15 protein-coding genes and 1 pseudogene are annotated in these 25,046 nt (G+C 71.6%); 6 read left to right on the top strand and 10 right to left on the bottom strand.

All coding sequences use genetic code 11. The features are described 5' to 3' along the window. Positions 1-102 precede the first annotated feature (102 nt). Positions 103-768, top strand: a complete 666-nt coding sequence (locus ACIBK3_RS25065) for an HAD family hydrolase (RefSeq protein ID WP_399368862.1) — start codon at positions 103-105, stop codon at positions 766-768. Between the two features lie 158 nt (positions 769-926). Here the strand turns inward: ACIBK3_RS25065 and ACIBK3_RS25060 are convergent, their stop codons facing one another. Further along, positions 927-1,493: a DJ-1/PfpI family protein gene (locus ACIBK3_RS25060; protein WP_399368860.1), complete on the bottom strand. Its 567-nt coding sequence runs from the start codon at positions 1,491-1,493 to the stop codon at positions 927-929. 1,102 nt (positions 1,494-2,595) lie between these two features. Here ACIBK3_RS25060 and ACIBK3_RS25055 point away from each other — a divergent pair. Beyond that, complete coding sequence (locus tag ACIBK3_RS25055) at positions 2,596-7,545, top strand: NAD-glutamate dehydrogenase (protein ID WP_399368858.1); 4,950 nt, start codon at positions 2,596-2,598, stop codon at positions 7,543-7,545. A 130-nt stretch (positions 7,546-7,675) separates the two neighbouring features. Here ACIBK3_RS25055 and ACIBK3_RS25050 read toward each other — a convergent pair whose 3' ends face one another. Together ACIBK3_RS25050 and ACIBK3_RS25045 are read right to left on the bottom strand one after the other, a co-directional pair. Continuing rightward, positions 7,676-8,515, bottom strand: a complete 840-nt coding sequence (locus tag ACIBK3_RS25050) for an ABC transporter ATP-binding protein (protein WP_399368857.1) — start codon at positions 8,513-8,515, stop codon at positions 7,676-7,678. Then, positions 8,508-9,431: an ABC transporter permease gene (locus tag ACIBK3_RS25045; protein ID WP_399368855.1), complete on the bottom strand. Its 924-nt coding sequence runs from the start codon at positions 9,429-9,431 to the stop codon at positions 8,508-8,510. The genes ACIBK3_RS25050 and ACIBK3_RS25045 overlap by 8 nt, the downstream gene beginning before the upstream one ends. Before the next feature lie 243 nt (positions 9,432-9,674). Here ACIBK3_RS25045 and ACIBK3_RS25040 point away from each other — a divergent pair, with 243 nt between their 5' ends. Further along, positions 9,675-10,301, top strand: a complete 627-nt coding sequence (locus ACIBK3_RS25040) for a TetR/AcrR family transcriptional regulator (protein ID WP_399368854.1) — start codon at positions 9,675-9,677, stop codon at positions 10,299-10,301. A 67-nt stretch (positions 10,302-10,368) separates the two neighbouring features. Next, positions 10,369-11,034 (top strand): response regulator, encoded by a 666-nt coding sequence (locus tag ACIBK3_RS25035; protein WP_399368852.1) that lies wholly within the window; start codon positions 10,369-10,371, stop codon positions 11,032-11,034. A gap of 182 nt (positions 11,035-11,216) precedes the next feature. Here the strand turns inward: ACIBK3_RS25035 and galE are convergent, their stop codons facing one another. Beyond that, entirely contained in the window at positions 11,217-12,203 is a 987-nt protein-coding gene (gene galE / locus ACIBK3_RS25030; RefSeq protein ID WP_399368850.1) for a UDP-glucose 4-epimerase GalE, read from the bottom strand. Positions 12,204-12,446: 243 nt separating this feature from the next. Here galE and ACIBK3_RS25025 point away from each other — a divergent pair, with 243 nt between their 5' ends. Continuing rightward, the gene (locus ACIBK3_RS25025) at positions 12,447-14,117 is read left to right on the top strand and encodes a hypothetical protein (protein ID WP_399368958.1); all 1,671 of its coding nucleotides are present in this window, start codon (positions 12,447-12,449) and stop codon (positions 14,115-14,117) included. A gap of 12 nt (positions 14,118-14,129) precedes the next feature. On the opposite strand, the gene ACIBK3_RS25020 is transcribed toward ACIBK3_RS25025, so the two are convergent. Then, entirely contained in the window at positions 14,130-14,729 is a 600-nt protein-coding gene (locus ACIBK3_RS25020; RefSeq protein ID WP_399368848.1) for a MarR family winged helix-turn-helix transcriptional regulator, read from the bottom strand. Between the two features lie 123 nt (positions 14,730-14,852). Between ACIBK3_RS25020 and ACIBK3_RS25015 the strand changes: the two genes are divergently transcribed. After that, entirely contained in the window at positions 14,853-15,266 is a 414-nt protein-coding gene (locus tag ACIBK3_RS25015; RefSeq protein ID WP_399368846.1) for an organic hydroperoxide resistance protein, read from the top strand. 68 nt (positions 15,267-15,334) lie between these two features. Here ACIBK3_RS25015 and ACIBK3_RS25010 read toward each other — a convergent pair. From ACIBK3_RS25010 to ACIBK3_RS24990, 5 genes and pseudogenes are all read right to left on the bottom strand, one after another. After that, positions 15,335-16,621, bottom strand: a pseudogene (locus ACIBK3_RS25010) (glycosyltransferase); the annotation flags it as partial. 160 nt (positions 16,622-16,781) lie between these two features. Then, positions 16,782-17,585, bottom strand: a complete 804-nt coding sequence (locus tag ACIBK3_RS25005) for a carbohydrate ABC transporter permease (RefSeq protein ID WP_399368956.1) — start codon at positions 17,583-17,585, stop codon at positions 16,782-16,784. A 74-nt stretch (positions 17,586-17,659) separates the two neighbouring features. Then, positions 17,660-18,973 (bottom strand): carbohydrate ABC transporter permease, encoded by a 1,314-nt coding sequence (locus tag ACIBK3_RS25000; protein ID WP_399368954.1) that lies wholly within the window; start codon positions 18,971-18,973, stop codon positions 17,660-17,662. Positions 18,974-19,021: 48 nt separating this feature from the next. Beyond that, positions 19,022-20,404, bottom strand: a complete 1,383-nt coding sequence (locus tag ACIBK3_RS24995; RefSeq protein WP_399368844.1) for an ABC transporter substrate-binding protein — start codon at positions 20,402-20,404, stop codon at positions 19,022-19,024. A gap of 383 nt (positions 20,405-20,787) precedes the next feature. After that, the gene (locus ACIBK3_RS24990; protein WP_399368952.1) at positions 20,788-24,798 is read right to left on the bottom strand and encodes an FtsK/SpoIIIE domain-containing protein; all 4,011 of its coding nucleotides are present in this window, start codon (positions 24,796-24,798) and stop codon (positions 20,788-20,790) included. Positions 24,799-25,046: the final 248 nt, after the last annotated feature.

The following is a 25,046-nucleotide window of genomic DNA, read 5'->3' as shown; positions in this document are numbered from 1 at the left end:
CCCGGCATCGACCCGGAGCGGCTGGCCGTCTGGGGCGCGGGTCCGTTGCCGAGCGGAGCCGCGGGTCTCTTGATTGTCAGTGGCGGCGGGTACGTTTCTGTCATGGGGAAGCAGACGGACGCGCACATTGTCTGGGACTGGAACGGCACACTGTTCCACGACAATGAGGCGATCATCGGGGCGACGAACGCGGCGTTCGCCGAGCTGGGGCTGGCGCCGATCACCATGGAGCAGTACCGGGCGCTGTACTGCGTGCCTGTCCCGAAGTTCTACGAGCGGCTGATGGGGCGGCTGCCCACCGACGCCGAGTGGGAGGTCATGGACGAGACCTTCCACCGGTACTACGCCGAGCACCGGGTGGGGTGCGGGCTCACGGCGGGGGTGGTGGAACTGCTGACGGAGTGGCGGTCGGCGGGGCGCAGCCAGTCGATCCTGAGCATGTACGTCCATGACGAACTCGTCCCGCTGGTGCGGGGGTTCGGGATCGAGGCGCACTTCATACGGGTGGACGGGCGGACCGGTCCTTCCGGAGGCAGCAAGGCCGAGCACATGGTCCGGCACCTGGCTTCCCTCGCGGGGGTGGATCCGGCGCGGACGGTCGTGATCGGGGACGCAGCGGACGACGCGGTGGCGGCGTTGCATGTCGGGGCGCGGGCGGTGCTTTACACCGGGGGGTCGCACGGGCGGGCCAGCCTGGAGGAGGTCGGGGTGCCGGTGGTGGACACGTTGGCGGAGGCGGTTGTGGAGGCGGAGCGGTTGGCGGCGTAGGGGGGCGGAGGGCTAGGGGCGTGTGGTCCAGGGGGCGGTGGCCTTAAGGGGGTAGTGGTGTTCGTCCGTGCCGCCCGGGCCGCCCGTGCCGTCCGCGCGGTAGGGGCGGACGAGGTGTGGTGGCGGCACGGCGGCGGTGGTGCGGCGGCGGTGGAGGATCAGGTCACCGGTGCCTTCGCCCGCAGCACCGTCAGGAACTCACGCATCCAGCTGGAGTGGTCCGGCCAGGCGCGGGAGGAGACCAGGGCCCCGTCGACCACCGCCTCGGCGTCCTGGAAGGTGGCGCCGGCGGCCTGCATGTCCAGCTCCAGCGCGGGGTACGCCGTGACGCGGCGACCGCGAAGGCTGTCGATCGCGGCGGTGAGCAGGGGGCCGTGGCAGATCTGGGCGACGGGCTTGTCGGCGTCGAAGAACGACTTGAGGATCTTGCGGAGTTCGGGGTCGTTGCGGAGGTACTCGGGGGCGCGGCCGCCGGGGATGACGAGGGCGGCGTACTGGCCGGGGTCGACGTCGGCGAAGGCCAGGTCGGCGGGCCAGGTGTAGCCGGGTTTCTCGGTGTAGGTGTCGAAGCCGGGTTCGAAGTCGTGCACGACGAACTGGAGCTTTTTGCGGGTGGGGGCGGCGATGTGGACGTCGTAGCCCTCTTCGCGGAGGCGTTGGTAGGGGTACAGGACCTCGAGGGACTCTGCGGCGTCGCCGGTGACGATGAGGATTTTTGCGGTCATGTCGGCAACGTGCATCGGTAGGGGCGGGTTGCCAAGGGGGCGTGCGCCGGTGGAGTGACGTTTGCTGGTGTCGGGGTTGGGTTTTTCTCGCCCCCGCCGCCCCTACCCGTCCCATCCCCAGGGGCTCCGCCCCTTCGACCCCTCCAGGGGGTTCCGCCCCGGCCCGGGGCGGGAGGGCGCCCCTGCGCCTCCGGGGCTCCTGCCCCCGCTCCCCGGGCAGGTACCGCGTCCCCGGAACCCCCCTCTTGGGGTCCCGTCTCGGCCCGGGGCGGGAGGGCGCCCCTGCGCCCCTGGGGCTCCTGCCCCCGCTCCCCGGGCAGGTACCGCGTCCCCGGAACCCCCCTCTTGGGGCCCCGCCCCGGCCCGGGGCGGGAGGGCGCCCCTGCGCCTCCGGGGCTCCTGCCCCCGCTCCCCGGGCAGGTACCGCGTCCCCAGAACCCCCCTCCTGGGGTTCCGCCCCCGGCCCCGGGCGGGACCGCGTCCCCAGAACCCCCCTCCTGGGGCTCCGCCCCCGGCCCCGGGCGGGACCGCGCCCCAGAACCCCCTCCAGGGACTCCGCCCAGACCCCGATCGGCCTGAACGTCCTCGTCCTCGAACGCCGGACGGGCTGGATGGCCCAGCCCGGCGTGGAAGAGGCTTCGAGGGGGTGTCGGGTCCGATTCCGGGGTCGCCCTGTGCAGAACGTCAAACTTCGACCCCCGCTTTTGTACACATACGGCTCATGACGAGGGCCCTGTGAGGAGCGATAGCCTTGGTGGCGTGATCAGCGCGATAGTTCGCGGGGGCCTCGTTGTCCCTGCCCTGCGCCCGGGGAGCACGGATTACCTCCGTGGCCGGGCGGCGGTCGCTGGTCTTCGCGGGCGGGACGGGGTCACAAGGGCCCCCAGGACGCCGTACACACCCCGGACGTGCGCGGCGGCGCAGAGAGCAGCGTCACACCCGCAGGGCGTGTCGAGAATGGCTGATAACCCCCCGCTCATCTCACCTTGCGACATAGCGTCGGAGCAGACCGGACACCCCGCGTCACGGCGTTACGTCGGAAGAGAAGAGACCGTACTTCCTTCTACGTCACGCAACGGCGCGCGACAGGAGCCAGAGGACAATGCAGACCAAGCTGGACGAAGCCAAGGCCGAGTTGCTGGAGAGGGCTGCTCGGGTCGCTGAGAACAGCCCGGTCGGGGGGCACCTACCGACCGGGACGACGGGCGAGGGCACCCCGGACACCCCGGATCACGACTCCGTGCTCGCGTTCCTCCAGCGCTACTACCTGCACACCGCACCGGAGGACCTCGCCGACCGCGACCCGGTCGACATCTTCGGTGCCGCGCTCTCGCACTACCGGCTGGCCGAGAACCGCCCGCAGGGAACGGCCAGCGTGCGGGTCCACACACCCTCCGTGGAGGAGAACGGGTGGACGTGCACGCATTCGGTCGTCGAGGTCGTCACCGACGACATGCCCTTCCTCGTCGACTCCGTCACCAACGAGCTGACCCGGCAGGGACGTGGGATTCATGTCGTCATCCACCCGCAGATCGTCGTGCGGCGTGACGTCACCGGCAAGCTCATCGAGGTGCTCACCGCGCCTGTATCGGGGGATCTTCCGCACGACGCGCACACCGAGTCCTGGATCCATGTCGAGATCGACCGGGAGACCGACCGCGGCGATCTGAAGCAGATCAACGCCGACCTGCTGCGGGTCCTGTCCGACGTCCGGGAGACCGTCGAGGACTGGGAGAAGATGCGGGACTCGGCCCTGCGGATGGCCGACGAGCTGCCCAAGGAGCCGGTCGCCCCCGATCTGCGCGAACAGGACGTCGAGGAGGCCCGGGAGCTGCTGCGCTGGCTGGCAGCCGACCACTTCACCTTCCTCGGATACCGGGAGTACCAGCTCCGGGAGGACGACTCCCTGGCGGCGGTCCCGGGCACCGGGCTCGGCATTCTGCGGTCCGATCCGCATCACGCCGACGAGGAAAGCCACCCCGTGAGCCCGTCGTTCGAGCGGTTGCCCGCGGATGCCCGGAAGAAGGCGCGTGAGCACAAGCTCCTCGTGCTGACCAAGGCCAACAGCCGGGCGACCGTGCACCGGCCGTCGTATCTCGACTACATCGGCGTCAAGAAGTTCGACGCCGAGGGGAACGTCGTGGGGGAGCGGCGGTTCCTGGGGCTGTTCTCGTCCGCCGCCTACACCGAGTCCGTGCGGCGGGTGCCTGTCATCCGGCGCAAGGTCGAGGAGGTGCTGGAGCGGGCCGGGTTCTCGCCGAACAGTCACGACGGGCGCGATCTGCTGCAGATCCTCGAGACCTATCCGCGGGACGAGCTCTTCCAGACGCCTCCCGAGGAGCTCGAGTCCATCGTCACGTCCGTGCTGTACCTCCAGGAGCGGCGGCGGCTGCGGCTGTATCTGCGGCAGGACGAGTACGGGCGCTACTACTCCGCCCTCGTCTACCTGCCCCGCGACCGGTACACGACCGGTGTCCGGCTGCGGATCATCGACATCCTGAAGGAGGAACTCGGCGGTGTCAGCGTCGACTTCACGGCCTGGAACACCGAGTCCATCCTCTCCCGGCTGCACTTCGTGGTCCGCGTCCCGCAGGGCACCGAGTTGCAGCAGCTCAGCGACAGCGACAAGGAGCGCATCGAGGCGCGGCTCGTCGAGGCCGCCCGCTCCTGGGCCGACGGGTTCGCGGAGGCGCTGAACGCCGAGTTCGGCGAGGAGCGCGCCGCCGAACTGCTGCGTCGCTTCGGCAACGCCATCCCGGAGGGCTACAAGGCCGACCACTCCCCGCGCGCCGCGGTCGCCGACATCGCGCACCTCGAACAGCTCACCGAGGAGTCCGAGGAGAAGGGCTTCGCGCTCAGCCTCTACGAGCCCGTGGGCGCCGCGCCCGAGGAGCGCCGGTTCAAGATCTACCGCAAGGGCGGCTCCATCACCCTGTCGGCGGTGCTGCCGGTCCTCAACCGGCTCGGTGTCGAGGTGATGGACGAGCGGCCGTACGAACTGCGCTGCTCGGACCGGAGCGTGGCCTGGATCTACGACTTCGGGCTGCGCATGCCCCGGCCGAAGGGCGGCAGCGGCGACTACCTCGGCGACGACGGGCGCGAGCGGTTCCAGGACGCCTTCGCCGCCAGCTGGCTGGGCAAGGCGGAGAACGACGGCTTCAACGCACTGGTGCTCAGCGCCGGGCTGACCTGGCGTCAGGCGATGGTGCTGCGGGCGTACGCGAAGTACCTGCGGCAGGCGGGCTCGACGTTCAGCCAGGACTACATGGAGGACACCCTCCGCAACAACGTGCACACCACCCGGCTGCTCGTCTCGCTGTTCGAGGCGCGGATGTCGCCGGACCGGCAGCGGGCGGGGCTCGAGATCGTCGACGCGCTGCTGGAAGAGGTGGATGCCGCGCTCGACCAGGTGGCCAGCCTCGACGAGGACCGGATCCTGCGGTCCTTCCTCACCGTCATCAAGGCGACCCTGCGCACGAACTTCTTCCAGGAGGCGGCGGGCGGCCGGCCGCACGAGTACGTCTCCATGAAGTTCGACCCGCAGGCGATTCCCGATCTGCCGGCCCCACGCCCGGCGTTCGAGATCTGGGTGTACTCGCCGCGCGTGGAGGGCGTGCACCTCAGGTTCGGGAAGGTCGCGCGCGGCGGTCTGCGCTGGTCCGACCGGCGTGAGGACTTCCGGACCGAGATCCTCGGTCTGGTCAAGGCGCAGATGGTGAAGAACACCGTCATCGTGCCGGTCGGCGCCAAGGGCGGCTTCGTCGCGAAGCAGCTGCCGGACCCGAGCGTGGACCGGGACGCGTGGCTGGCGGAGGGCATCCGCAGCTACAAGACGTTCATCTCGGCGCTGCTCGACATCACCGACAACATGGTCGCCGGTGAGGTCGTGCCGCCCGCCGACGTCGTCCGGCACGACGAGGACGACACCTACCTGGTCGTCGCCGCCGACAAGGGCACCGCGACCTTCTCGGACATCGCCAACGGGGTGGCCGAGCAGTACAACTTCTGGCTCGGTGACGCCTTCGCATCCGGCGGCAGCGCGGGCTACGACCACAAGGGCATGGGCATCACCGCCCGCGGCGCCTGGGAGTCCGTGAAGCGGCACTTCCGGGAGCTGGGCGTCAACACGCAGGCCGAGGACTTCACCGTCGTCGGCATCGGCGACATGTCCGGTGACGTGTTCGGCAACGGCATGCTGCTGAGCGAGCACATCCGGCTGGTCGCCGCCTTCGACCACCGGCACATCTTCATCGACCCGAAGCCCGACGCGGCCACCTCCTACGCCGAGCGGCGCCGCGTCTTCGAGCTCCCGCGCTCCAGCTGGGCCGACTACGACACCGCGCTCATCTCGACCGGTGGCGGGGTGTTCCCCCGTACCGCCAAGGCGATCCCGGTCAACGCGCACATCCGGGAGGCCCTCGGCATCGAGGAGAAGGTCTCCAAGATGACGCCGGCCGACCTGATGAAGGCGATCCTCAAGGCGCCGGTGGACCTGCTGTGGAACGGCGGCATCGGTACGTACGTCAAGGCCGCCACGGAAACCCACGCGGACGTCGGCGACAAGGCCAACGACGCGATCCGGGTGGACGGCGCCGACCTGCGCGTCAAGGTCGTCGGCGAGGGCGGCAACCTGGGGCTGACCCAGCTCGGCCGGATCGAGTTCGCGTTGCAGGGCGGCAAGATCAACACCGACGCGATCGACAACAGCGCGGGTGTGGACACCTCCGACCACGAGGTGAACATCAAGATCCTGCTCAACGGCCTGGTCGCGGACGGCGACATGACGGTCAAGCAGCGCAACAAGCTGCTCGCCGAGATGACCGATGAGGTCGGCCGCCTGGTCCTGCGCAACAACTACGCGCAGAACACGGCCATCGCCAACGCGCTCGCCCAGTCCAAGGACATGCTGCACGCCCAGCAGCGCTACATGCGCCACCTGGTGCGCGCCGGCCTGCTCGACCGGGCCCTGGAGTTCCTGCCCACCGACCGCCAGATCCGCGAGCGGCTGGGCACCGGGCAGGGCCTGACCAGTCCGGAGACGGCCGTCCTGCTGGCGTACACGAAGATCACCGTCGCCGAGGAGCTGCTGCACACCTCGCTGCCGGACGACCCGTATCTGCGCGGTCTGCTGCACACGTACTTCCCGGCCGCGCTGCGGGAGAAGTTCCCCGAGCGCATCGACGGCCACCCGCTGCACCGCGAGATCACCACGACCGTGCTGGTCAACGACACGGTCAACACGGGCGGTACGACGTATCTGCACCGTCTGCGCGAGGAGACCGGTGCCTCGCTGGAGGAGATCGTCCGGGCGCAGACCGCGGCCCGCGCGATCTTCCGCTCCGCGGTGGTGTGGGACGCGGTGGAGGCGCTGGACAACACGGTCGAGGCCGCCGTCCAGACCCGTATCCGGCTGCACTCGCGCCGGCTGGTCGAGCGCGGCACGCGCTGGCTGCTCAACAACCGGCCGCAGCCGCTCCGGCTGGCCGAGACGGTCGACTTCTTCGCCGACCGGGTCGAGCAGGTGTGGTCGCAGCTGCCGAAGCTGCTGCGGGGCGCGGACGCGGAGTGGTACCAGAAGATCTACGACGAGCTGACCGGCGCCGGTGTCCCGGACGAGGTCGCCGGCCGGGTGGCCGGGTTCTCCTCAGCCTTCCCGACGCTCGACATCGTCTCGGTGGGCGACCGTATGAGCCGGGACCCGCTGGATGTCGCCGAGGTCTACTACGACCTCGCCGACCGCCTCCACATCACCCAGCTGATGGACCGCATCCTCGAACTCCCGCGCGCCGACCGCTGGCAGTCCATGGCCCGCGCCTCCATCCGCGAGGACCTGTACGCGGCCCACGCGGCGCTCACCGCGGACATCCTCGCGGTGGGCAACGGCACCTCGACTCCCGAGCAGCGCTTCAAGGCCTGGGAGGAGAAGAACGCGCCGATCCTGGGCCGGGCGCGGACGACTCTGGACGAGATCCAGAGCTCGGAGACGTTCGACCTCGCCAACCTGTCGGTGGCGATGCGGACGATGAGGACGCTGTTGCGGACGCATTCGTGACCCGCACGCGGTAGCGAACACGGAAGCGCCCCGAGCCGTTGTGGCCCGGGGCGCTCTTTCGTGGCGTGTCGGCGCGGCCTTCCAGGTGGGCGGCGGCAGGTGCGCTCGGTCGCGCGCACCTCTCGGGGTCTCAGGAGGGCACAGCCACCTTGGCCGGCTGCGGCTTCGCCTTGTCGGGGCCGCCGGTGAACGCCTCGTACGCCTCCAGGACCTCCTCCGTCGGCCCGTCCATGCGCAGTTCGCCGCGCTCCAGCCACAGCACGCGGTCGCAGGTGTCGCGGATGGACTTGTTGCTGTGGCTGACCAGGAACACCGTGCCCGCGTGCTTGCGCAGTTCGCGGATCCGGTCCTCGGAGCGCTTCTGGAAGGAGCGGTCTCCGGTGGCCAGCGCCTCGTCGATGAGCAGGACGTCGTGGTCCTTGGCGGCGGCGATGGAGAACCGCAGCCGGGCCGCCATGCCGGAGGAATACGTGCGCATGGGCAGCGTGATGAAGTCGCCCTTCTCGTTGATGCCGGAGAAGTCGACGATCTCCTGGTAGCGCTCCTTGACCTGCTCGCGGGACATGCCCATGGCGAGGCCGCCGAGGTAGACGTTGCGCTCGCCGGTGAGGTCGTTCATCAGGGCCGCGTTCACGCCGAGCAGGGAGGGCTGGCCGTCGGTGTAGATGCGGCCGTTCTCCACCGGGAGCAGACCCGCGACCGCCTTGAGCAGCGTCGACTTGCCGGAGCCGTTGGTCCCGATCAGCCCGATCGCCTCACCCCGGTACGCGACGAACGACACGTTCTTGACGGCGTGCACCGTGCGCACACCGGCCGCCTTCTCGACCTGCTTGCGGCGCAGCATGCGGTTCAGGGCGGCGGTCGCGGAACCGCGGCCGGCTCCGGTGCCGTTGACCCGGTAGACGATGTCGACGCCGTCGACGACGACGGTGGGGACGTTCTCCTGCGCGAGTTGCGTGTTGTCAGCCACGGCCGTACGTCTCCTCAGCCTTCCAGAAGTAGATGAAGCCGCCGACGCCGGCGACAAGAGCCCAGCCCGTCGCGAGCAGCCACACGTGGGGCGGCAGTTGGTGGGCGTGGAAGCTGTCGATCAGGGCGAAGCGCATCAGGTCGATGTAGACGGCGGCCGGGTTGGCCTGGAGGGCGGGGGTCACCCAGGACGGCCAGTCGTGGTGACCCTTGGTCAGCTTGTCGATGCTCCACATCACGCCGGACACGTACATCCACGTGCGCAGGATGAACGGCATCAGCTGGGCGATGTCCGGGGTCTTGGCCCCGAGCCGGGCCATGATCATCGAGACGCCCGCGTTGAACGTGAACTGCAGCACCAGGACCGGGACCGCCAGCAGCCAGGAGGCGGAGACCGGCACGCCGAAGCAGAGCAGGATCACGACCAGGGCGGCCATCGAGAACAGCAGCTGCTGGAGCTGCTGGAGGCAGAAGGAGATCGGCAGCGCGGCCCGCGGGAAGTGCAGGGCCCGGACCAGGCCCAGGTTGCCGGAGATGGCCCGGGTGCCCGCCATGATCGAGCTCTGCGTGAACGTCCAGATGAACACGCCCGTGACCAGGAACGGGATGTAGTCCGGCACGCCCTTCTTGGTGCCGAGCAGCACACCGAAGATGAAGAAGTACACCGCCGCGTTCAGCAGCGGGTTCATCACCTGCCAGACCTGGCCCAGCTTCGCCTGGCTGTACTGGGCGGTGAGCTTGGCGGTCGAGAACGCGCTGATGAAGTGGCGCCGCGCCCACAGCTGGCGGACGTACTCGCGCAGGGAGGGGCGGGCGCCGCTGACCGTGAGGCCGTGGCGGGCGGCGAGGGCCGAGAGGTCGTCGTCGGCGGGTGCGGTCACCGTCGTGGGGGGCGGTGTGTGGAGAACCTGGCTCACATCCGCTGCTTTCGCTCGGGGGGTTCGGATGGTGCGTGTGGCTGTGACTCGTGGTGTGCATGTGACGGACGCGTCCGTTGCCCGGCGTTTTCGTACGCTTCTCTTCACGTTTTCTTGCGTCGGAACGGACCCGTATCGTCGCAACGTGAGCGTAGGCCGACCGACGTCGGAACGCAACCGTTTCGTCGTGACGCGCCGCGTCAGGACGGGACCGTTTCGTCGTAACGCCCTATGCTGGTCCGCATGACGACCAACGCCGAGGAGCCGAAGACGCGTCCGCGCCGCCGGGCCCCCGCGGGAGCCGCCGTGCTCCGCGAGGACGTGACGGAGGCCATCCGGGCGGCCGTCTTCGAGGAACTCGCGGCCGTCGGCTACGCGCGGATGTCCATCGAGGGGATCGCGCGCCGCGCCGGTGTCGGCAAGACCGCGGTCTACCGCCGCTGGCGCTCCAAGCTGCACCTGGTGCTCGACGTGGTCTCGGCGCTCGCCGTGCAGGGCCTGCCGGCGCCCGACACGGGCTCCCTGGAGGGCGACCTGCGCCTGCTGTACGAGGTGACCTCGCGCGCCCTGCGCCACCCTGTCGCCTCGCAGATCATCCCGGACCTCCAGGCTGAGGCGGCCCGCAACCCGGACATCGCCGAGGCCATGCAGAAGGCCCTGCGCGAGGGGCAGGAGGGCGTCGCCAGCAAGATCGTGGTGGCGGCGCGGCGACGCGGCGAGGTCCGTGCGGACGCCGACGACGACGTGGCCCTCGACCTGATCTCGGGCCCCCTGTACTGGCGCTCGGTGGTGATCCGCAGCCCGAAGCTCCCGAAGGGCTATCTGGGATCGCTGGCGCGGGCCACGGCGGCGGCGATCAAGGCGTTGTGAACATCCCGCACACCCTTCCCCGGCCGCGACGGCACATGCCCGACAGCCCCGTAGGACCATAGGTCCCATGAGACTCGTGATCGCCGAGGACAACGCCCTGCTGCGCGAAGGGCTCGTCCTCCTGCTGACCTCGGCCGGACACGACGTGGTGGCCGTCGTCGGCACCGGCCCGGAGGTCCTGCCCGCGCTGCTGGCACACCGTCCGGACGTGGCCGTCCTGGACGTCCGGATGCCGCCCGACTTCCGCGACGAGGGACTGCGCGCCGCCCTCGCCGCACGCAAGCAGATCCCAGGCCTGCCGGTGCTGGTGCTCTCGCAGTACGTCGAGGAGTCGTACGCCGCGGAGCTGCTGGGCGGGGGAGCGGGCGGCCTCGGCTATCTGCTCAAGGACCGGGTCGGCCGCGTCGACGAGTTCCTCGACGCGCTGGAGAGGGTCGCGGCCGGCGGCACGGCCCTCGACCCCGAGGTCGTGACCGAACTGCTGACCCGCCGCCGTGACTCACCCCTCGACTCCCTGACCCCGCGAGAGCGCGAGGTCCTGAAGCTGATGGCGGAGGGCCACGACAACGCGACCATCGCCGGCGCGCTGGTCGTCACCGAGCGCGCGGTGCACAAGCACATCGGCAACGTGTTCCTGAAGCTGGGCCTGCCGCCGAGCGACAGCGGGCATCGACGGGTGCTGGCCGTGCTGACGTACCTGAACAACCAGGGCGGGAGGGTCGAGAGACCCTAGGGCCCGTCGTTTGGATCATCCCGGCGTCGCGGGGCCTGGCACGCACATCTGCCGCGTTGTCGTCACTCGCCGACGCTCCGCGTCGACTCCCTCCTCCGCCTTGCAGCTGCACGCACCAGGCCCCGCTCGGGTAGGCCGAAACGCACCGCACCTCACAGCCGGCCTGATCCAAACGACAGGCCCTAGCGGCGCGCTCGTGCCGCTTCCGGGTGGAGGCGGAGCCAGCCTGCCCAGGCAGAGGTGATCATGTCCTGGACGTCGTGCTTGGACTTCCAGCCGAGTTCGGTGGCGGCGCGCTCGGCGGAGGCGACGACGCGGGCCGGGTCGCCGGGGCGGCGCGGCGCGACGGTCGGCGGACGGTCGTAGCCGGTGAGGGCGTTGACGCGGTCGATCATCTCGCGCACCGACACCCCCTCCCCGCGGCCGATGTTGAGGGTGAGGTCGCGGCCGGGGGAGGAGCGCAGGGTGCGGGCGGCGGCGACGTGCGCCTCGGCCAGGTCGACCACGTGGATGTAGTCACGGACGCAGGTGCCGTCCACGGTGGCGTAGTCGTCGCCGAAGATGCGCGGGGGCGCGTTCTCGGTCAGCCTCTCGAAGACCATCGGGATGAGGTTGAACACGCCCACGTCCGCGAGTTCGGGGCTCGCCGCGCCCGCCACGTTGAAGTAGCGCAGCGACGCCGTGGCCAGTCCCGTGGCCCGGCCTGTCGCCCTGACCAGCCACTCGCCGGCCAGCTTGGTCTCGCCGTACGGGGACATCGGCACGCACGGCGTCTCCTCCGTCACCAGGTCCGTGTCCGGCATGCCGTACACCGCGGCGGAGGACGAGAACACGAAGGACGCCACGCCCGCCGCGGTCACCGCCTCCAGGAGGACACGCAGGCCCTCGACGTTCTCCCGGTAGTACTCCAGCGGCCGCTCCACCGACTCGCCCACCTGCTTCTTCGCCGCCAGATGGACGACCCCGGTGACCTCGTGGTCGGCGAGGGTGCGTGCCAGGCGCTCGGCGTCCAGGGTCGAGCCGGTCACCAGCGGTACGTCCGTGGGGACGCGGTCGGTGATGCCGGTGGACAGGTCGTCGTACACCACGGCCCGTTCGCCCGCGCCGGTCATCGCGCGTACGACATGGGCCCCGATGTAACCGGCGCCGCCGGTGATCAGCCAGGTCATGTGCGGCCGTCTCCTCATCGTTTGGCCTGAGGTGGAGCGGATCGGCTCCCGTATCCGTCCTCAGTGAAGCAGGCGCTGGTGCCTGCTGGGGCGGCCGGGATGACTCCATGTGCCACGGCAGCGACTCGCGGTGGGGGGCGAACGGTGAGCGAGCGGTGGATAAGAACGGAAAATGATCTTGTGCGGAACGGGGAATCCAGCAAGGTCGAGCGGGTGACGGCGGTGATCGTCCCCGCGGTCGTCATGTTCGCGATCGGTCTGTGGGGGATCGACCGGGGCGGCATGTGGCGCGACGAGGCGGTCACCTTCCAGGTCGCGCGGCGTTCGGTGCCGGAGACATGGCGGTTGCTGCACGAGGTGGACGCGGTGCACGGCCTCTACTACCTGCTCATGCACGTCGTGCTGGCGGCCCCGCACCCCGGCGAGGTCGTCCTGCGGCTGCCCTCCGTCTGCGGGGCGGCGGTCACGGCCGGGCTGGTGGGAGCCCTGGGCACCCGGCTGGGCGGACGCGCCCGGGTCGGCCTGTGGGCGGGCCTGCTGTACGCCGTCACCCCGCTCGTCGGCCACTACGCCCAGGAAGGCCGGTCGTACGCCCTGGTCTCGGCCGGAGCGACGGGGACCGCGCTGCTGTTGCTGCGCGCCGTGGAGGGGCGGCCCCGCCGTGTGTGGTCCGGGTGGGGAGCGTACGGAGGACTCCTCGCCGTGACGTGTCTCCTGCACGAGATGGCGGTGCTCGTCGTCGTGGCGCACGCGGTGACCCTGGCCGGTCTGCGCGCGTCGAAGGGGGTGTGGGGACGCTGGGGATGCGCGGCCGGGTTCGCGGTGGTCGTGCTGCTGCCCTTGGCGTGGGTGTCGTCGGCGCAGTCGGCGCAGGTGGGGTGGCTGCAGGTGCCCGGGTGGCGGAGCGCGCTGCGGGTGGCCCGGGAGTTCCTGGTGGTGCCCATGGGGGCGGTGTTCTGGGTGGGTGTACTGCTGACGCTGGTCGGGATGAGTGCCCTACGGGTGTCCGTGGTGGCGGTGCCGCTGATGGTGCTCCCCCCGGGCCTGCTGATGGCCGCTTCCCAGGTGAAGCCGATGTACGACGACCGGTACGTGCTGTACGCCCTGGTGGGGGCGCCGTTGCTGGTCGCGGCGGGGGCGGATCGGGTGGCGGCGCTGGTGGAGGGGCTGGGGGGCAGGGCCGCGGAGAGGAGGCGGGGGCGGCGCGATGTTCCGCAGGCCAGTGGTCATCCGGGGCTACGGCGTGACGGGCGCCCTGCGTCCGGGCTTTCCCGTTCCCGAACGGGGTCGAGCGGGGCGAGCGGGTCGAGCGGGGCGGGTTCGGGCAGTCCTGTCGCTCTGTCGGACGCGCTGGTGGACGGCGGTACCGGCCAGGACACCGAGGCCTGCCCGGACCCAGCGGGAGGCCGCCGTCCGCTGCTCTCGCCCGCTGTCACCCTCGCCGGTGCCCTGGTGATCGGCTTGATCCTTCTTCAGTACCTCCCCCTCTACCGTGAGGACCGCACCCCCGCCAGTCGCCCCGACAATCTCGCCTCTGTTTCCGCCATCGTCCACGGGGAGGTCCGCCCGGGTGACCCGGTGTTGTTCCTGCCGTCGATCGCGCGGCGGCCGGCGCTGGCGTATCCGAAGGGGTTCCGGGGGGCCTGGGACATCGCGTTGGGGGAGTCGGGGCCCCGGTCGGGGACGCTGTACGGGCGGGAGATCGGGGCGGAGGCGCTGCGGCGCAGGCTTGCGACGGTGGACCGGGTGTGGGTCGTGGCCGAGCCGTTCGCCCTGCGTGGGCACTGGACCCCGGAGGATCCGGTGGACCGCGTCAAGCTCGACGTGCTGCGAAAGCGGTTCGTGCCCGAGAAGTCACGGACGTACACCGTGCAGGGCGGGGTGACCGTCCGCCTCTACATCCGCCGGTCTTGAGTCACCGCCCCCTCACCTGGCGCCCCCGGGCGTCTCCGGCTCCGCCAACTCCGATCCCGACGAGTCCAGCTCCGCCGAGTCCAGCGTCGACGTGAGTCGGTCGAGACGCTCGCGCAGGTCGCGGATCTCGTCGAGGTCGAAGCCGGTCGCGGCGGCGATCCGGCGCGGCACCCGCACCGCACGCTCGCGCAGCGCCACGCCTTCCTCGGTCAGCCGGACCTCCACCGAGCGCTCGTCGCGGACGCTGCGCTCACGGCGGACCAGACCGGCCGCCTCCAGCCGCTTGAGCAGCGGGGAGAGGGTGCCGGAGTCGAGCCGCAGGTGTTCGCCGAGCTTCTTGACCGGCAGCTCGCCCTGCTCCCAGAGCACCAGCATCACCAGGTACTGCGGGTAGGTGAGTCCGAGGTCCTTCAGGATCACCCGGTAGACGCCGTTGAAGGCGCGGGAGGCAGCGTGCAGGGAGAAGCAGATCTGGTTGTCCAGGCGCAGCCAGCTCTCCTCGGCGGCGGACGCAGAGGCGGCAATGGCAGCAGCGGCGGCGGCGTCGGCGTCAGGGGAGTCGGTGTCGGTGTCGGTGTCGGATGGGGTCGGAGTCCGGGTCATGCCTGTCATGGCTCCAGGATAGCCCGATGCGAGCCATTTAGTTGTGCACAATTGAATTGTGTGCTCTACTGGTGGTTGTGAGGCGGCCGGAGCAGGCCGCCGCAACGTTGAACTCGAGAGGGATGGTTTTCCATGGACGCGCTCTACACCGCTGTCGCCACCGCCACCCACGGCCGGGACGGCCGTGCCGTCTCCTCCGACGGCACCCTGGACCTCCAGCTGGGCATCCCGGTGGAGATGGGGGGCAACGGTCAGGGCACCAACCCGGAGCAGCTGTTCGCCGCCGGTTACGCCGCCTGCTTCGGCAGCGCCCTCGGCGTCGTCGGCCGTCAGGCCAAGGTCGACGTGAGCGACGCCGCCGTGACCGCCGAGGTCGGCATCGGCAAGCAGGGCGAGGGCTTCGGCCTCAAGGTCGCCCTCCGCGTCGAGCTGCCCGACACCGTGGACGCGGAGACGGGCCGCAAGCTGGTCGAGCAGGCCCACCAGGTCTGCCCCTACTCCAACGCCACCCGCGGCAACATCGAGGTCGAGCTCGTCATCGAGTGACGACCACCCGCGAGGGGCTTCCCGCAGGCAGCGTGAGCCAGGAATCCCCCTGCTTCAGCCGGGGGAGGATTCAACAGGTACGTGGAGCGGGCGAGCGCCGTCCAGTAAGCGGCCGTGTCCGGGGTGACGCGGCGGGTGGCGGTCGGGATCGTGTGGTGGTGCTCGGGGCGGGCGATCCACGCCGTGCGGATGTGCGGGGCGTGGGTGCGGGACGCGGTCCCCAGGGCGCCCGGATTGCAGCTGTGGCCACGGCCACCGTTGGCGGCGAAGACGGCACGGTCGGCGCGCAGCGGGAGCCGCAGCTGTACCTGGTAGTGCAGCCGCAGGGCGAGGGAGCGCACGGCTTTCAGGAGACGGACGGTCGCCTTGACGCCCCGGCGGCGCGCGGTCGACGCCCACTGGAGGGCGCGGAAGGTGCGGTGCAGCCCCAGGCGGACGAGGGCGTGCCGGAGGCGGGAACGGGCGGGGACGGGGTGGCCCGGGACGCGGTGACGTCGGCAGTGGGCGCGGGCCGTGCGCAGGAACTCGGCGGCGGCCCGACGCGTCAACCGGTCCCGGCGGGCGAACACCGTCGCCAGGTGCTCGACCATGCGGCGGAACAACACCGGCCGCCAGCGGGCCAGTTCGGGGCGCTGCTCGACGTAGGCGAAGACCCGGTCGTACTGCTCGAAGAGGTCGAAGTGGCGGCGGCCGGCCGAGCCGGGGACGCTGCCGTGCCGGCGCCGGCGGTGGTGCACGCACACCCGGTCGAGGGTGGCGATCGACTCGGCCGTCATCAGTGCCGGGTACGTCCACGGCGTGTCCTCGTAGTGGCCGGGCGGGAAGGCGAGGCCCTCGCGCTCGACGAACTCCCGGCGGTACGTCTTGGTCCAGGCCGCCATCGGCAGCCGCAGCAGTCCGGGGCGGTCCTCCAGCCGGAACGGGGCCGGGCCCTGCTCGGTGAGCGGGCCGGCGGTCCGGCCGTGGACGGTGCGGCCGTTCCAGTGGGTGCGCGCGTGGTCGTGGACCAGGACGTCCGGCTCGTCCGTCTCCTTCAGCCGGTCGGCGATCGCGCGCAGAGCGTGGGGAGTGAGGGTGTCGTCGCCGTCGAGGAAGAGAAGGTAGTCGCCGCTCGCCTCGCGCAGCCCCGCGTTGCGGGCACCGCCCAGGCCCTGGTGCTGCGGCAGCCGCACCGGCCGCACCCGCGGATCACGGGCCGCGTACTCCTCGATGATCGCGCCACACGCGTCCGGCGAACGGTCGTCGACCGCGATCAGCTCCAGATCCGCATGCGACTGGGACAGCACCGAATCCAGGCACTCATGCAGATACGCCTGAACCTGGTACGCGGGGACGATGACACTGAACCTGGGCACGGCACATCCATGGGTCGACGCGGTCGCGGGCGATCTGACCGGGAACGGCCAATGGAGTGACCCGGTTACGCCATGTGCGGCATACGGGGGAATGCCGGTCGACCGGCAAGGGGCGGGCCGGTCGCGGCCTGCCCCTTGCCCAACCCGTCTGCCCTACCGGCTACTTGACCGCGCCCGCCATCACGCCGGACACGAACTGCCGCTGGAACGCGAAGAACACGGCCAGCGGGATCACCATCGAGATGAACGCGCCGGGTGCCAGCACGTCGATGTTGCTGCCGAACTGCCGTACCTGCTGCTGCAGCGCGACCGTCAGCGGCTGCGACTCCGAGTTGGAGAACACCAGCGCCACCAGCATGTCGTTCCACACCCACAGGAACTGGAAGATCCCCAGCGACGCCAGGGCGGGAGCCGCCAGCGGCATCACCACCGTGGCGAACAGCCGGATCTCGCCCGCGCCGTCCAGTCGCGCCGCCTCCAGGAGCTCCCGGGGGATCTCCGCGAAGAAGTTGCGCAACAGGAAGATGGCGAACGGCAGTCCGAAGCCGACGTGGAAGAGCACCACGCCGATGATGTCGCCGAAGATCCCGATCTTGCCGAAGAGGTCCGACAGCGGGATCAGCGCCACCTGTACGGGCACCACGAGCAACGCGACGACCACCAGGAACCACCAGTCGCGGCCCTTGAAGTCCATCCACGCGAAGGCGTATCCGCCCATCGCGCCGATCAGCACCACCAGCAACGTCGCCGGCACCGTGATCCAGATGGTGTTGAGCAGCGAACTTGTGATCGCGTCGTTCTCCAGCAGCGTCTGGTAGCTCTTGGCGGTCAGCTGGCCGGGCGCGGTGAACACCTTCCACCAGCCAGAGGAGGCGATGTCGGTCGGCTCCCGCAACGACGACACCAGCAGACCGAACGTCGGAACCAGCCAGAACACGGCGACGAGGATCAGGAAGACCCGCATCACCCCGCCCGCCGCGCCGCTCGCCACCCGCGCGGCGAAGGAACGCCGGGGGCGCGCGGCCGTTTCGAGAGTGGTCACCGCTGACGCTCCTTCCGCAGCCGGCGGATGTTGACGTACATCACCGGAAGAACGAGCAGCAGCAGGATCACACCGATCGCACTGCCCACGCCGTAGTTGCCGCCCCCGCCGAACGACGACAGGAACAGCTGCAGCGCCAGCACGTTGGCCTCGTCCTGACTGGGCTGCGGGGCGATGATGTACACCAGGTCGAAGACCTTCATCACGTTGATCATCAGCGTGACGAGAACGACGACCAGCACCGGCGCCAGCATGGGCACGGTGATCCGGCGGAACACCTGCCACTCGTTGGCGCCGTCCACCCGGGCCGCCTCCAGCAGATTGCGGTCGACACCCGCCAGCCCGGCCGCGATCAGCACCATCGCGAAGCCCGCCCACATCCACACATAGCTGGCGATGATCGACGGGGTGACCAGCGTCGGGCCCAGCCAGTCGATGCCGCCGTACGCCGCCGCGAAGTTCGAACCCGGCAACCGCAGTCGGGCACCGTCGGCGTCCTGCGGAAGGCTGAAGGTGCCGTCGGCGCCGGTCTTGGCGGAGGCGACCACCTTGCCGTCCTTCACCGCCTCCACCCTGACGTCCTTCAGCGCCTTCTCACCCGCGTCGACCTTTCCCTTGGTCCCGCCGCCGCCCAGCTTGAAGTCCAGCCAGACGGTGCCGGTGACACCGGAGCCGCTCGCCGCCTTCGCGTTCTCGGGGCTGCCCGGCAGCTTGTTGGGGGCGATGCCCACGAGCGGCAGCAGCGCCGGGGTGCCCGTCTTCACGGTGCCGGTCGTGGTGAACGACCCGCCGCCGGACGGCTTGAGATCGCTGGCGGTGGCGTTCGGGCGGGCCTTCGGATAGACCGACGACGACACGAACGTGTCATGGATCGACTTCGCCACCGCGTTCGCAGCGCCCTGGCTCGGGTCCTGCTCGTACACCAGCCGGAAGATGATGCCGGCGGCGAGCATGGAGATCGCCATCGGCATGAAGACGACCAGCTTGAACGCCGTTCCCCAGCGCACCCGTTCGGTCAGCACCGCGAAGATCAGCCCCAGGGCGGTGACCACGGCCGGGGCGACCGCGACCCAGATCGCGGTGTTGCGGACCGCGGTGAGCGTCGAGTCGGTGGTGAAGATGTCGACGTAGTTGTCCAGGCCGACGAACCCGGAACCGTCGGCGTCGTAGAGGCTGCGCCAGATCGAGTACCCGATCGGGTAGACCACGAGCGCGCCGAGGAGGACCAGCGCGGGCAGCAGGAACAGCAGCGCCACCCACCAGCGGCTCCTCGTCACGCTCTTGCGCGGTTCGACGGAGGGCGTCGGCATGGCGCCGGCGCCCTCCGTCGTCTTCGCCACGGCGGACGACATGGTCCGTCAGCCGTTCTTGTAGGCCTTGGCCGCGTCGGCCTCCAGCTTCTGCTGGGCGCCGGCCACGTCGCTCGGGTTCCTCAGGAAGTCCTGCAGGTCCTTCCATTCGCCGATGCCCTGGGTGCCGCCGAACGCCGCCGGCGCCTGGTCGGACATGTCGAACCGGAAGTTGTCGCCCGCGGCGATCAGCGCCTTGGCGATGTCCCGGGCCACCTGGTCCTTGTACGTGCTCTGGTCCATCTCCTTGTTCGGGGAGATGACGCCGCCCTGCGCCGCCCAGATCTCGGCCGCGTCGGTCGAGCCCAGGAACGTCAGCAGCGCCTGGGCGCCCTTGCCGCCCTTCAGGGCCACGGCCACGTCACCGCCGCTGACCACCGGGGACCGGTCGCCGACCGCCGGGAACGGGAACACCTTGGCGTCCGTGCCCAGCTTGGCCTTGGTGTCGGCGTTGATGTTCGCGGCGACGAAGTCGCCCTCGAAGACCATCCCGGCCGGGGTGTCGCCGGAGAAGGTCTGGACGACCGACTTCGGGAACTCCGTCCCCAGCGCGCCCTTGCGGCCGCCCGCGATCAGGTCGTTCTTGCCCCACAGTTCGGCGAGCGTGGTGAGCGCCTGCTTCACGGACGGATCCGTCCACTTGATCTTGTGCTGGGCCAACTGGTCGTACTTCTCCGGGCCGGCCTGCGAGAGATAGACGTTCTCGAACCAGTCCGTCAGCGTCCAGCCGTCCGCGCCGCCGATGGAGACGGCCGGGGTACCCGCGTCGGACAGTGTCTGCGCGGTGGACATGAAGTCCTTCCACGTCTTGGGCGGGTCCGTGATCCCCGCGGCCTCGAAGGCGGCGGTGTTGTACCAGACCAGGGACTTGTTGGCGGCCTTCGCATAGATGCCGTACTGCGTGCCGTCGACGGCCCCGAGGTCCCTCCAGCCCTTGGAGAAGTTCTTGTCCAGCTGGGCCTTCGCCTCAGCGCCGAGCGGCTTGAGCCAGCCCTTCTGCGCGAACTGGTGCAGCACGCCCACCTGCGGCAGGAACGCCACGTCCGGCGGCTGTCCGCCCTGGATCTTGGTACCGAGGAAGGTGGAGGTGTTGTTGCCGGTCGGTACGAAGTCGACCTTGGCGCCGGTGCGCTTCTTGAACTCGTCCAGGACCTTGGTGAAGTTCTCCTGCTCGGCTCCGGTCCAGACGGCCGCGACCTCCAGGGTCTGGCCGTTCAGCTTGGGGAGTTTCAGCGAACTGCCGCTCTCGGAGGCGTTGCCTCCCGTGCCCTCGTCGCTCTTGTCGTCGCTGCTGCTGCATCCGGTGAGCGCCAGTGCCAGCGCTCCCGAGAGCAGGAAGGCCGCGGTTTTGGCGGCCCGTGGTGTCCGGCTCTTGCTGCTCGTGCTGTCCATCACTGCCCCGTTCTTCGTGCCTCGTCGAACGTTCGAGCGCTGTCCCGTGCGGTCTGGTCTACGCCCCGGGGGTTGGGGGCGGCAAGAGCGCGTCCGCTGTCGAGCGGGGGATCGTGATGCCGTCGTGACCAGGTGCGGGTGCGGTGCGGCTCGCGTCCGCCGGGGGCTGCCGACCCCAGACCCCGGCTATCGGCTCGAACGGGCCGTCCCTCAAGCGGGGGGTGGGAGGGGTTGGGCCGAGTGGGGGACGGGGATGGGGTGTGGGGGTCGGGGACGGCGGTCGCGGCGGCCCGATGGGCGGCGGCCGTGGCAAGTCGGTGATGGCGGCTTCGGCGGATACGGCGGCTACCGGCGCCTCGGTGACGGCGGCTCGGGCAGGCGGGTCAGAGGAGTGACGGGACCTCTTTTGCCGCGACTTCTCTTGCCGCTCGCTCCAGAGCGCTGGCCAGGAGGGCCAGGTCCGTAGGGCCGTTGCCCAGTTCGCGGACGGGGCGGCGGGCCGGAGGGTCTCCCATGCGTTCCCACTCCAGGGGGACGACCGTGGGGCGCAGGGTCGCCGTGCGGGGGATACGGCCCGTGACCCGGCCGGCCTGGAAGGCGGTCACCCGGCCGTCGGACCACGCCAGGCGGCCGCGCCCGGGTGCCGGTTCGTCCGGGCCGGAGACCGGGGCGTCGAGGGTGACCCGCAGGGTGGCCCGTCGCGCCGGCTCCGACTGCGCCGTACGGCCGCCGGCACCGGTCGCGGACACCAGGTGCACGCCGAGCCGCTCGCCCTCCCGGGCCACCGCCTCCAGCGCGCGTATCACCGACCCGGCCGCGGGCCTGCCCGGCGACCCCAACGCGGGGGACACCAGCAGGTCCAGATCGTCGACGACCACCACGAGCCGGGGCAGGGGCGGTGCCGCCTCCGGCCGGCGACGCGAGGCCGCCGGGCGCAGCCGCAGGGTGGAGCTGGGCGGGCTGTCGAGGTCGCCGTTGAGATCGCCGGGAGCGGGAGCGGAGGAGGAGGTGGAGGCGTGGTCGGGGGTGGGGCTTGGGGCGATGCCGTTCTTGAGGCTCGGTCCGGTTCCCGGGGCGGTGCCGGTGCGCGCGTCCGTCCCGGTGCCGTTCCTGGTGCCTGTTCCGGGGGCCGCATTCGTGCCCGTCCCGGCGGCGGAGGCGCCGCGTGCGGGCGGGGTGCGCTGGGTGATCAGACGGCCCGTCAGCTCTCGGCCGGTGTGCCACTCGGCGAAGTCGGACCGCCCGAGCAGCTCCGCGCGCCGCTTCAGCTCGGCGCTCAGGGACTGCGCGAACTCCCGCATACGGACGGGGTCGTTGGCGGTCAGGTGGGTGGTGACATGCGGTACGTCCGTACAGACCCGCAGGCCTTCGCCGTGGCCGCCGGCGTCCGTGCCCACGCTGTCCCGGCCGTCGATCAGGACCATGCTCAGCCGGTCGGGGCGCTCGGCGGCGGCGAGGGAGGCGACCACGGCCCGCAGCAACTCCGTACGTCCGCTGCCCGACGGGCCCTCGATCAGCAGGTGCGGGCCCTCGGTCGCGAGGTCCGCGCAGACCGGGCCGCGCGGTCCGGCACCGAGCACCGCCCAGGCCCGTCCGCCGAGTGACTCCGTGTCGTCGGCCGCGTCCGCCCACCGCGCCATCAGGGACGCCGGGGTGGCCCGGGCGAGCCCCAACTCGTCCAGCAGCCGGGCCGCCTGGGGCAGTGGGGCCGACACCCGCGGGTGCCGCTCACCGGCGCTGCCCTCCGCCCGCAACGGCGCCAACGCCCGCGCGAACCGCTCGGCCCAGGCCGGCGAGACGGCGTCCACGGCGGCGACGGTGCCGGGGGGCACCGGGCCGTGAGCCGGGGGTCGGGCCTCCGAGGTGCCCGGGCTGACGGAGCCCAGGCCGCCCGCGGAGCCGTGTCCCGCGGGGTCGGCGTCGGGGTGGGGGTGGGCGGCGCCGGTGGCGGCCGAGTCCGCCGCTGTTCCGGTCCGGGAGCGGCCCGGCCCCGTTCGGAGGGCGTCCACTCCTGTTCGGAGGGCGTCCGGTTCTGTCCCCGGGGCGCCCGCGCCCGTCGGTGAGGTGTGCCCGACCGTACTGGAATTGCTCGTGCCGCTCCGCGACGTGTCCCCGGCCGTCCGGGAACTGCCCGCCCCGGTCCGTGAAGTCTCCCGCCCGCCCCCAGCGGGTTCCGTCCCCGTCCGTGCCACCCTCATCAGCCGCAGGGCCGTGGCCACATCACCGCTCAGCAGGGCGACGGCACCGCAGTCCCGGAACGCCGGGGCCGCCGCGCAGGCCGCCTCGTACGTCTCCGTCACCGGGGAGGCGGGCGACGCGGGTGCCGTCTCGGCGAGGCACACGACGTGGATCCCGGCCCGGGGGCCCTCCAGCGCCAGCCGCGCCACCGCTTCCCGCACGGCGGCGCCGCCGGGATCGCCGTCCACGACGACCACGGTGTACGGGCCGGGGAAGCCGCCCGCGTCCCCGTTCCCGCTCGCGTCCGCCTCGTCGTCGTCCCTGGCCCAGGACGGGCGCCGGCCCGAACCGGAAACCGGCCCCGAGGCCGGGCGGCCGGTGAGCGCCGCTCGCCTTCCCGCCCCCGCGTCCGCCAGGTGGTCCTCCAGACGGCGGAGGAGTTCGTCGGTGCGGGCGGTGGCCTGTTCGCGGTCGTAGGCGAGGAGGAGGCGGCAGTCCTGGCCGTGTGCCGGACGGAGATGGGGGAGCCAGCCCAGCCAGGACCACTCGGCGGTGCGCTCCTGCACAGGGCGGGAGCGGTCCGTGCTGATCAGGACGATTTCCAGGGTCTCGGGTGAGTGCAGCGCGGCGAGCTGGGCGACGACCGCGCGCGCCAGCCCCGTGAGCCGCGCGCGCGGGCCCGCCAGCCCCAGCGCCCCGACCTCGCGCAGATCGGCGGTCACCGGCACCGCGGGCAGCAGCCCCGAGCCGTCGGGGGCCGCCCGGTCCGCCGTGCCCAACCGCACCGTCAGCGCCTCCGGGTGGCCGGGGCCGCGCTCCCACAGGCGCGGTCCGGGGCCCAGCGCGGTGAGCAGCAGGGCCGCCGGGTCCGGCCAGGTCTCGGGGGCCTGGGGCAGGGGGACCGGGAGCTCCGGCTCCGCCGCGGGGGCGGCGCCGGCCTCGGAGTCGTTGTCGTACGTCCCGCGCGCGGCCGTGTCCTGGTCGCCGCGTCCTCCGGTCAGCCGACGTGCCCACCACGAGAGGCCGCCGCGTCTGCGCACGCCCACGGGTACGTCGGTGCCCCGGAGAGGGGTTCCCTTACGGCGGCCGGCTTCGGCGGCGGCCGCCGGGTCCGGACCGTCGGGTGTCGCGCCGTGTCCGTGGTCGTCACCCGCGTGGGGCTGCTCGTCGTCCCCGGAGGCACCACCCGGCGGGCGCCCGGTCCCGGACGAACCTTCGCGGGTCTGCCTCAGGTCGTCTCCGGGTGCCGAGGCGCCGCCCATCGCGCCCACCCCGAACGGGCCGACGTGGGTCGCCCCGTTGCCGCCGGGGCCCGCGCCGGAGCCGTACCGGGGGGCGGCGCTCGTCCGGTCGTACGGCCGCGCCCCCTCGGTCTCGATGTGCGGGGCTCCGCCCTGGCCGGGGACGGCCGGCGGTGGTCCGGCGGTGCGGTGGCCCTGCGCGCCCGGGGTGCCGGCCGAGGCACCCCAGCCCGCCGGGCCGTACCCGTGACGGGTCCTGCCGGAGGGGGCGGGACCGGCGTCGGACAGGGGTGCCCGCGCCGGGCCGTCCCCCGTGTCGCCGCCGGTCGGTACCCGCACGTGCCCCTCGCCGTCCGGGGCCGTCCGCACCCGGGCCCCCGGGCCGCCGGCCGGAGTCAGCCGCAGGGCCGACTCGCCGAGCCGCAGCAGGGCGCCCGGGGCGAAGCGGACCGGGCGGGTGGACACGCGGGTGCCGTCCAGCGTGGTGCCGTTGGTGGAGTTGAGGTCGGCGACCGAGACCTGGCCGTCGGCGGCGACCGTGACGGCGCAGTGCAGCCGGGAGACGTCCGGATCGTCGAGGGGGACGTCCGCGTCGGCGGAGCGGCCGATGTGGATCTGGCCGCCGTGCAGCAGGTGGACCCCGCCCGCGTCCGGGCCTGCGATCACATGGAGCTGGGTCGGGGCGTCGTCCAGCTCGGGATGGGCCTCCGGCTCGCCGGGGGTGCCCAGGGACAGCACGGCGCCGTCGATCAGCGGGGGCTCGCCCAGGGTGCAGCGCCGGTCGTCGAGGCGCTCCCCGCCGGCGTACAGCACGAGCGGGCTGTCGCCCGCGGAGACCGCCGAGGCGAGCGCCGACGCCACCGCGGCCAGCGCGGTGCCCGCGGGTGCCGTCACCAGCACGTCGCAGCTCGCGGCGCGGCCCCGCGCCCGATCGGGCGGGCCCTGCGGGTCTACGACGGTCAGCCGGATCTGCATCGCCGTCAGCGGTCCCTTCCGCGCGGGCGCCCGCTGAACGGGGACGAAGCCGCCCCGGCGGTCCCCCACCGCGGACTTCCCCCACCCCTACGAGCACGTCGGCCAGTACGGAAAGCATCCTCGCACCTGCCACTGACAACGCGCCCGCCACAAGACATCAAATGATCTTGATTCGTCGGCTCTGCCCGCAAAAGTGCCTGACCGGTGCCGTACCGGTGACCGCTTGAGATCGGTCACTTCCGAGTCCG

The sequence above is a fragment of the Streptomyces sp. NPDC050287 genome (assembly GCF_044459385.1).
GTDB lineage: Bacteria > Actinomycetota > Actinomycetes > Streptomycetales > Streptomycetaceae > Streptomyces.
The sequence above is the reverse complement of the archived record's forward strand: the minus strand, read 5'-3'. Positions and strand labels throughout refer to the sequence as shown.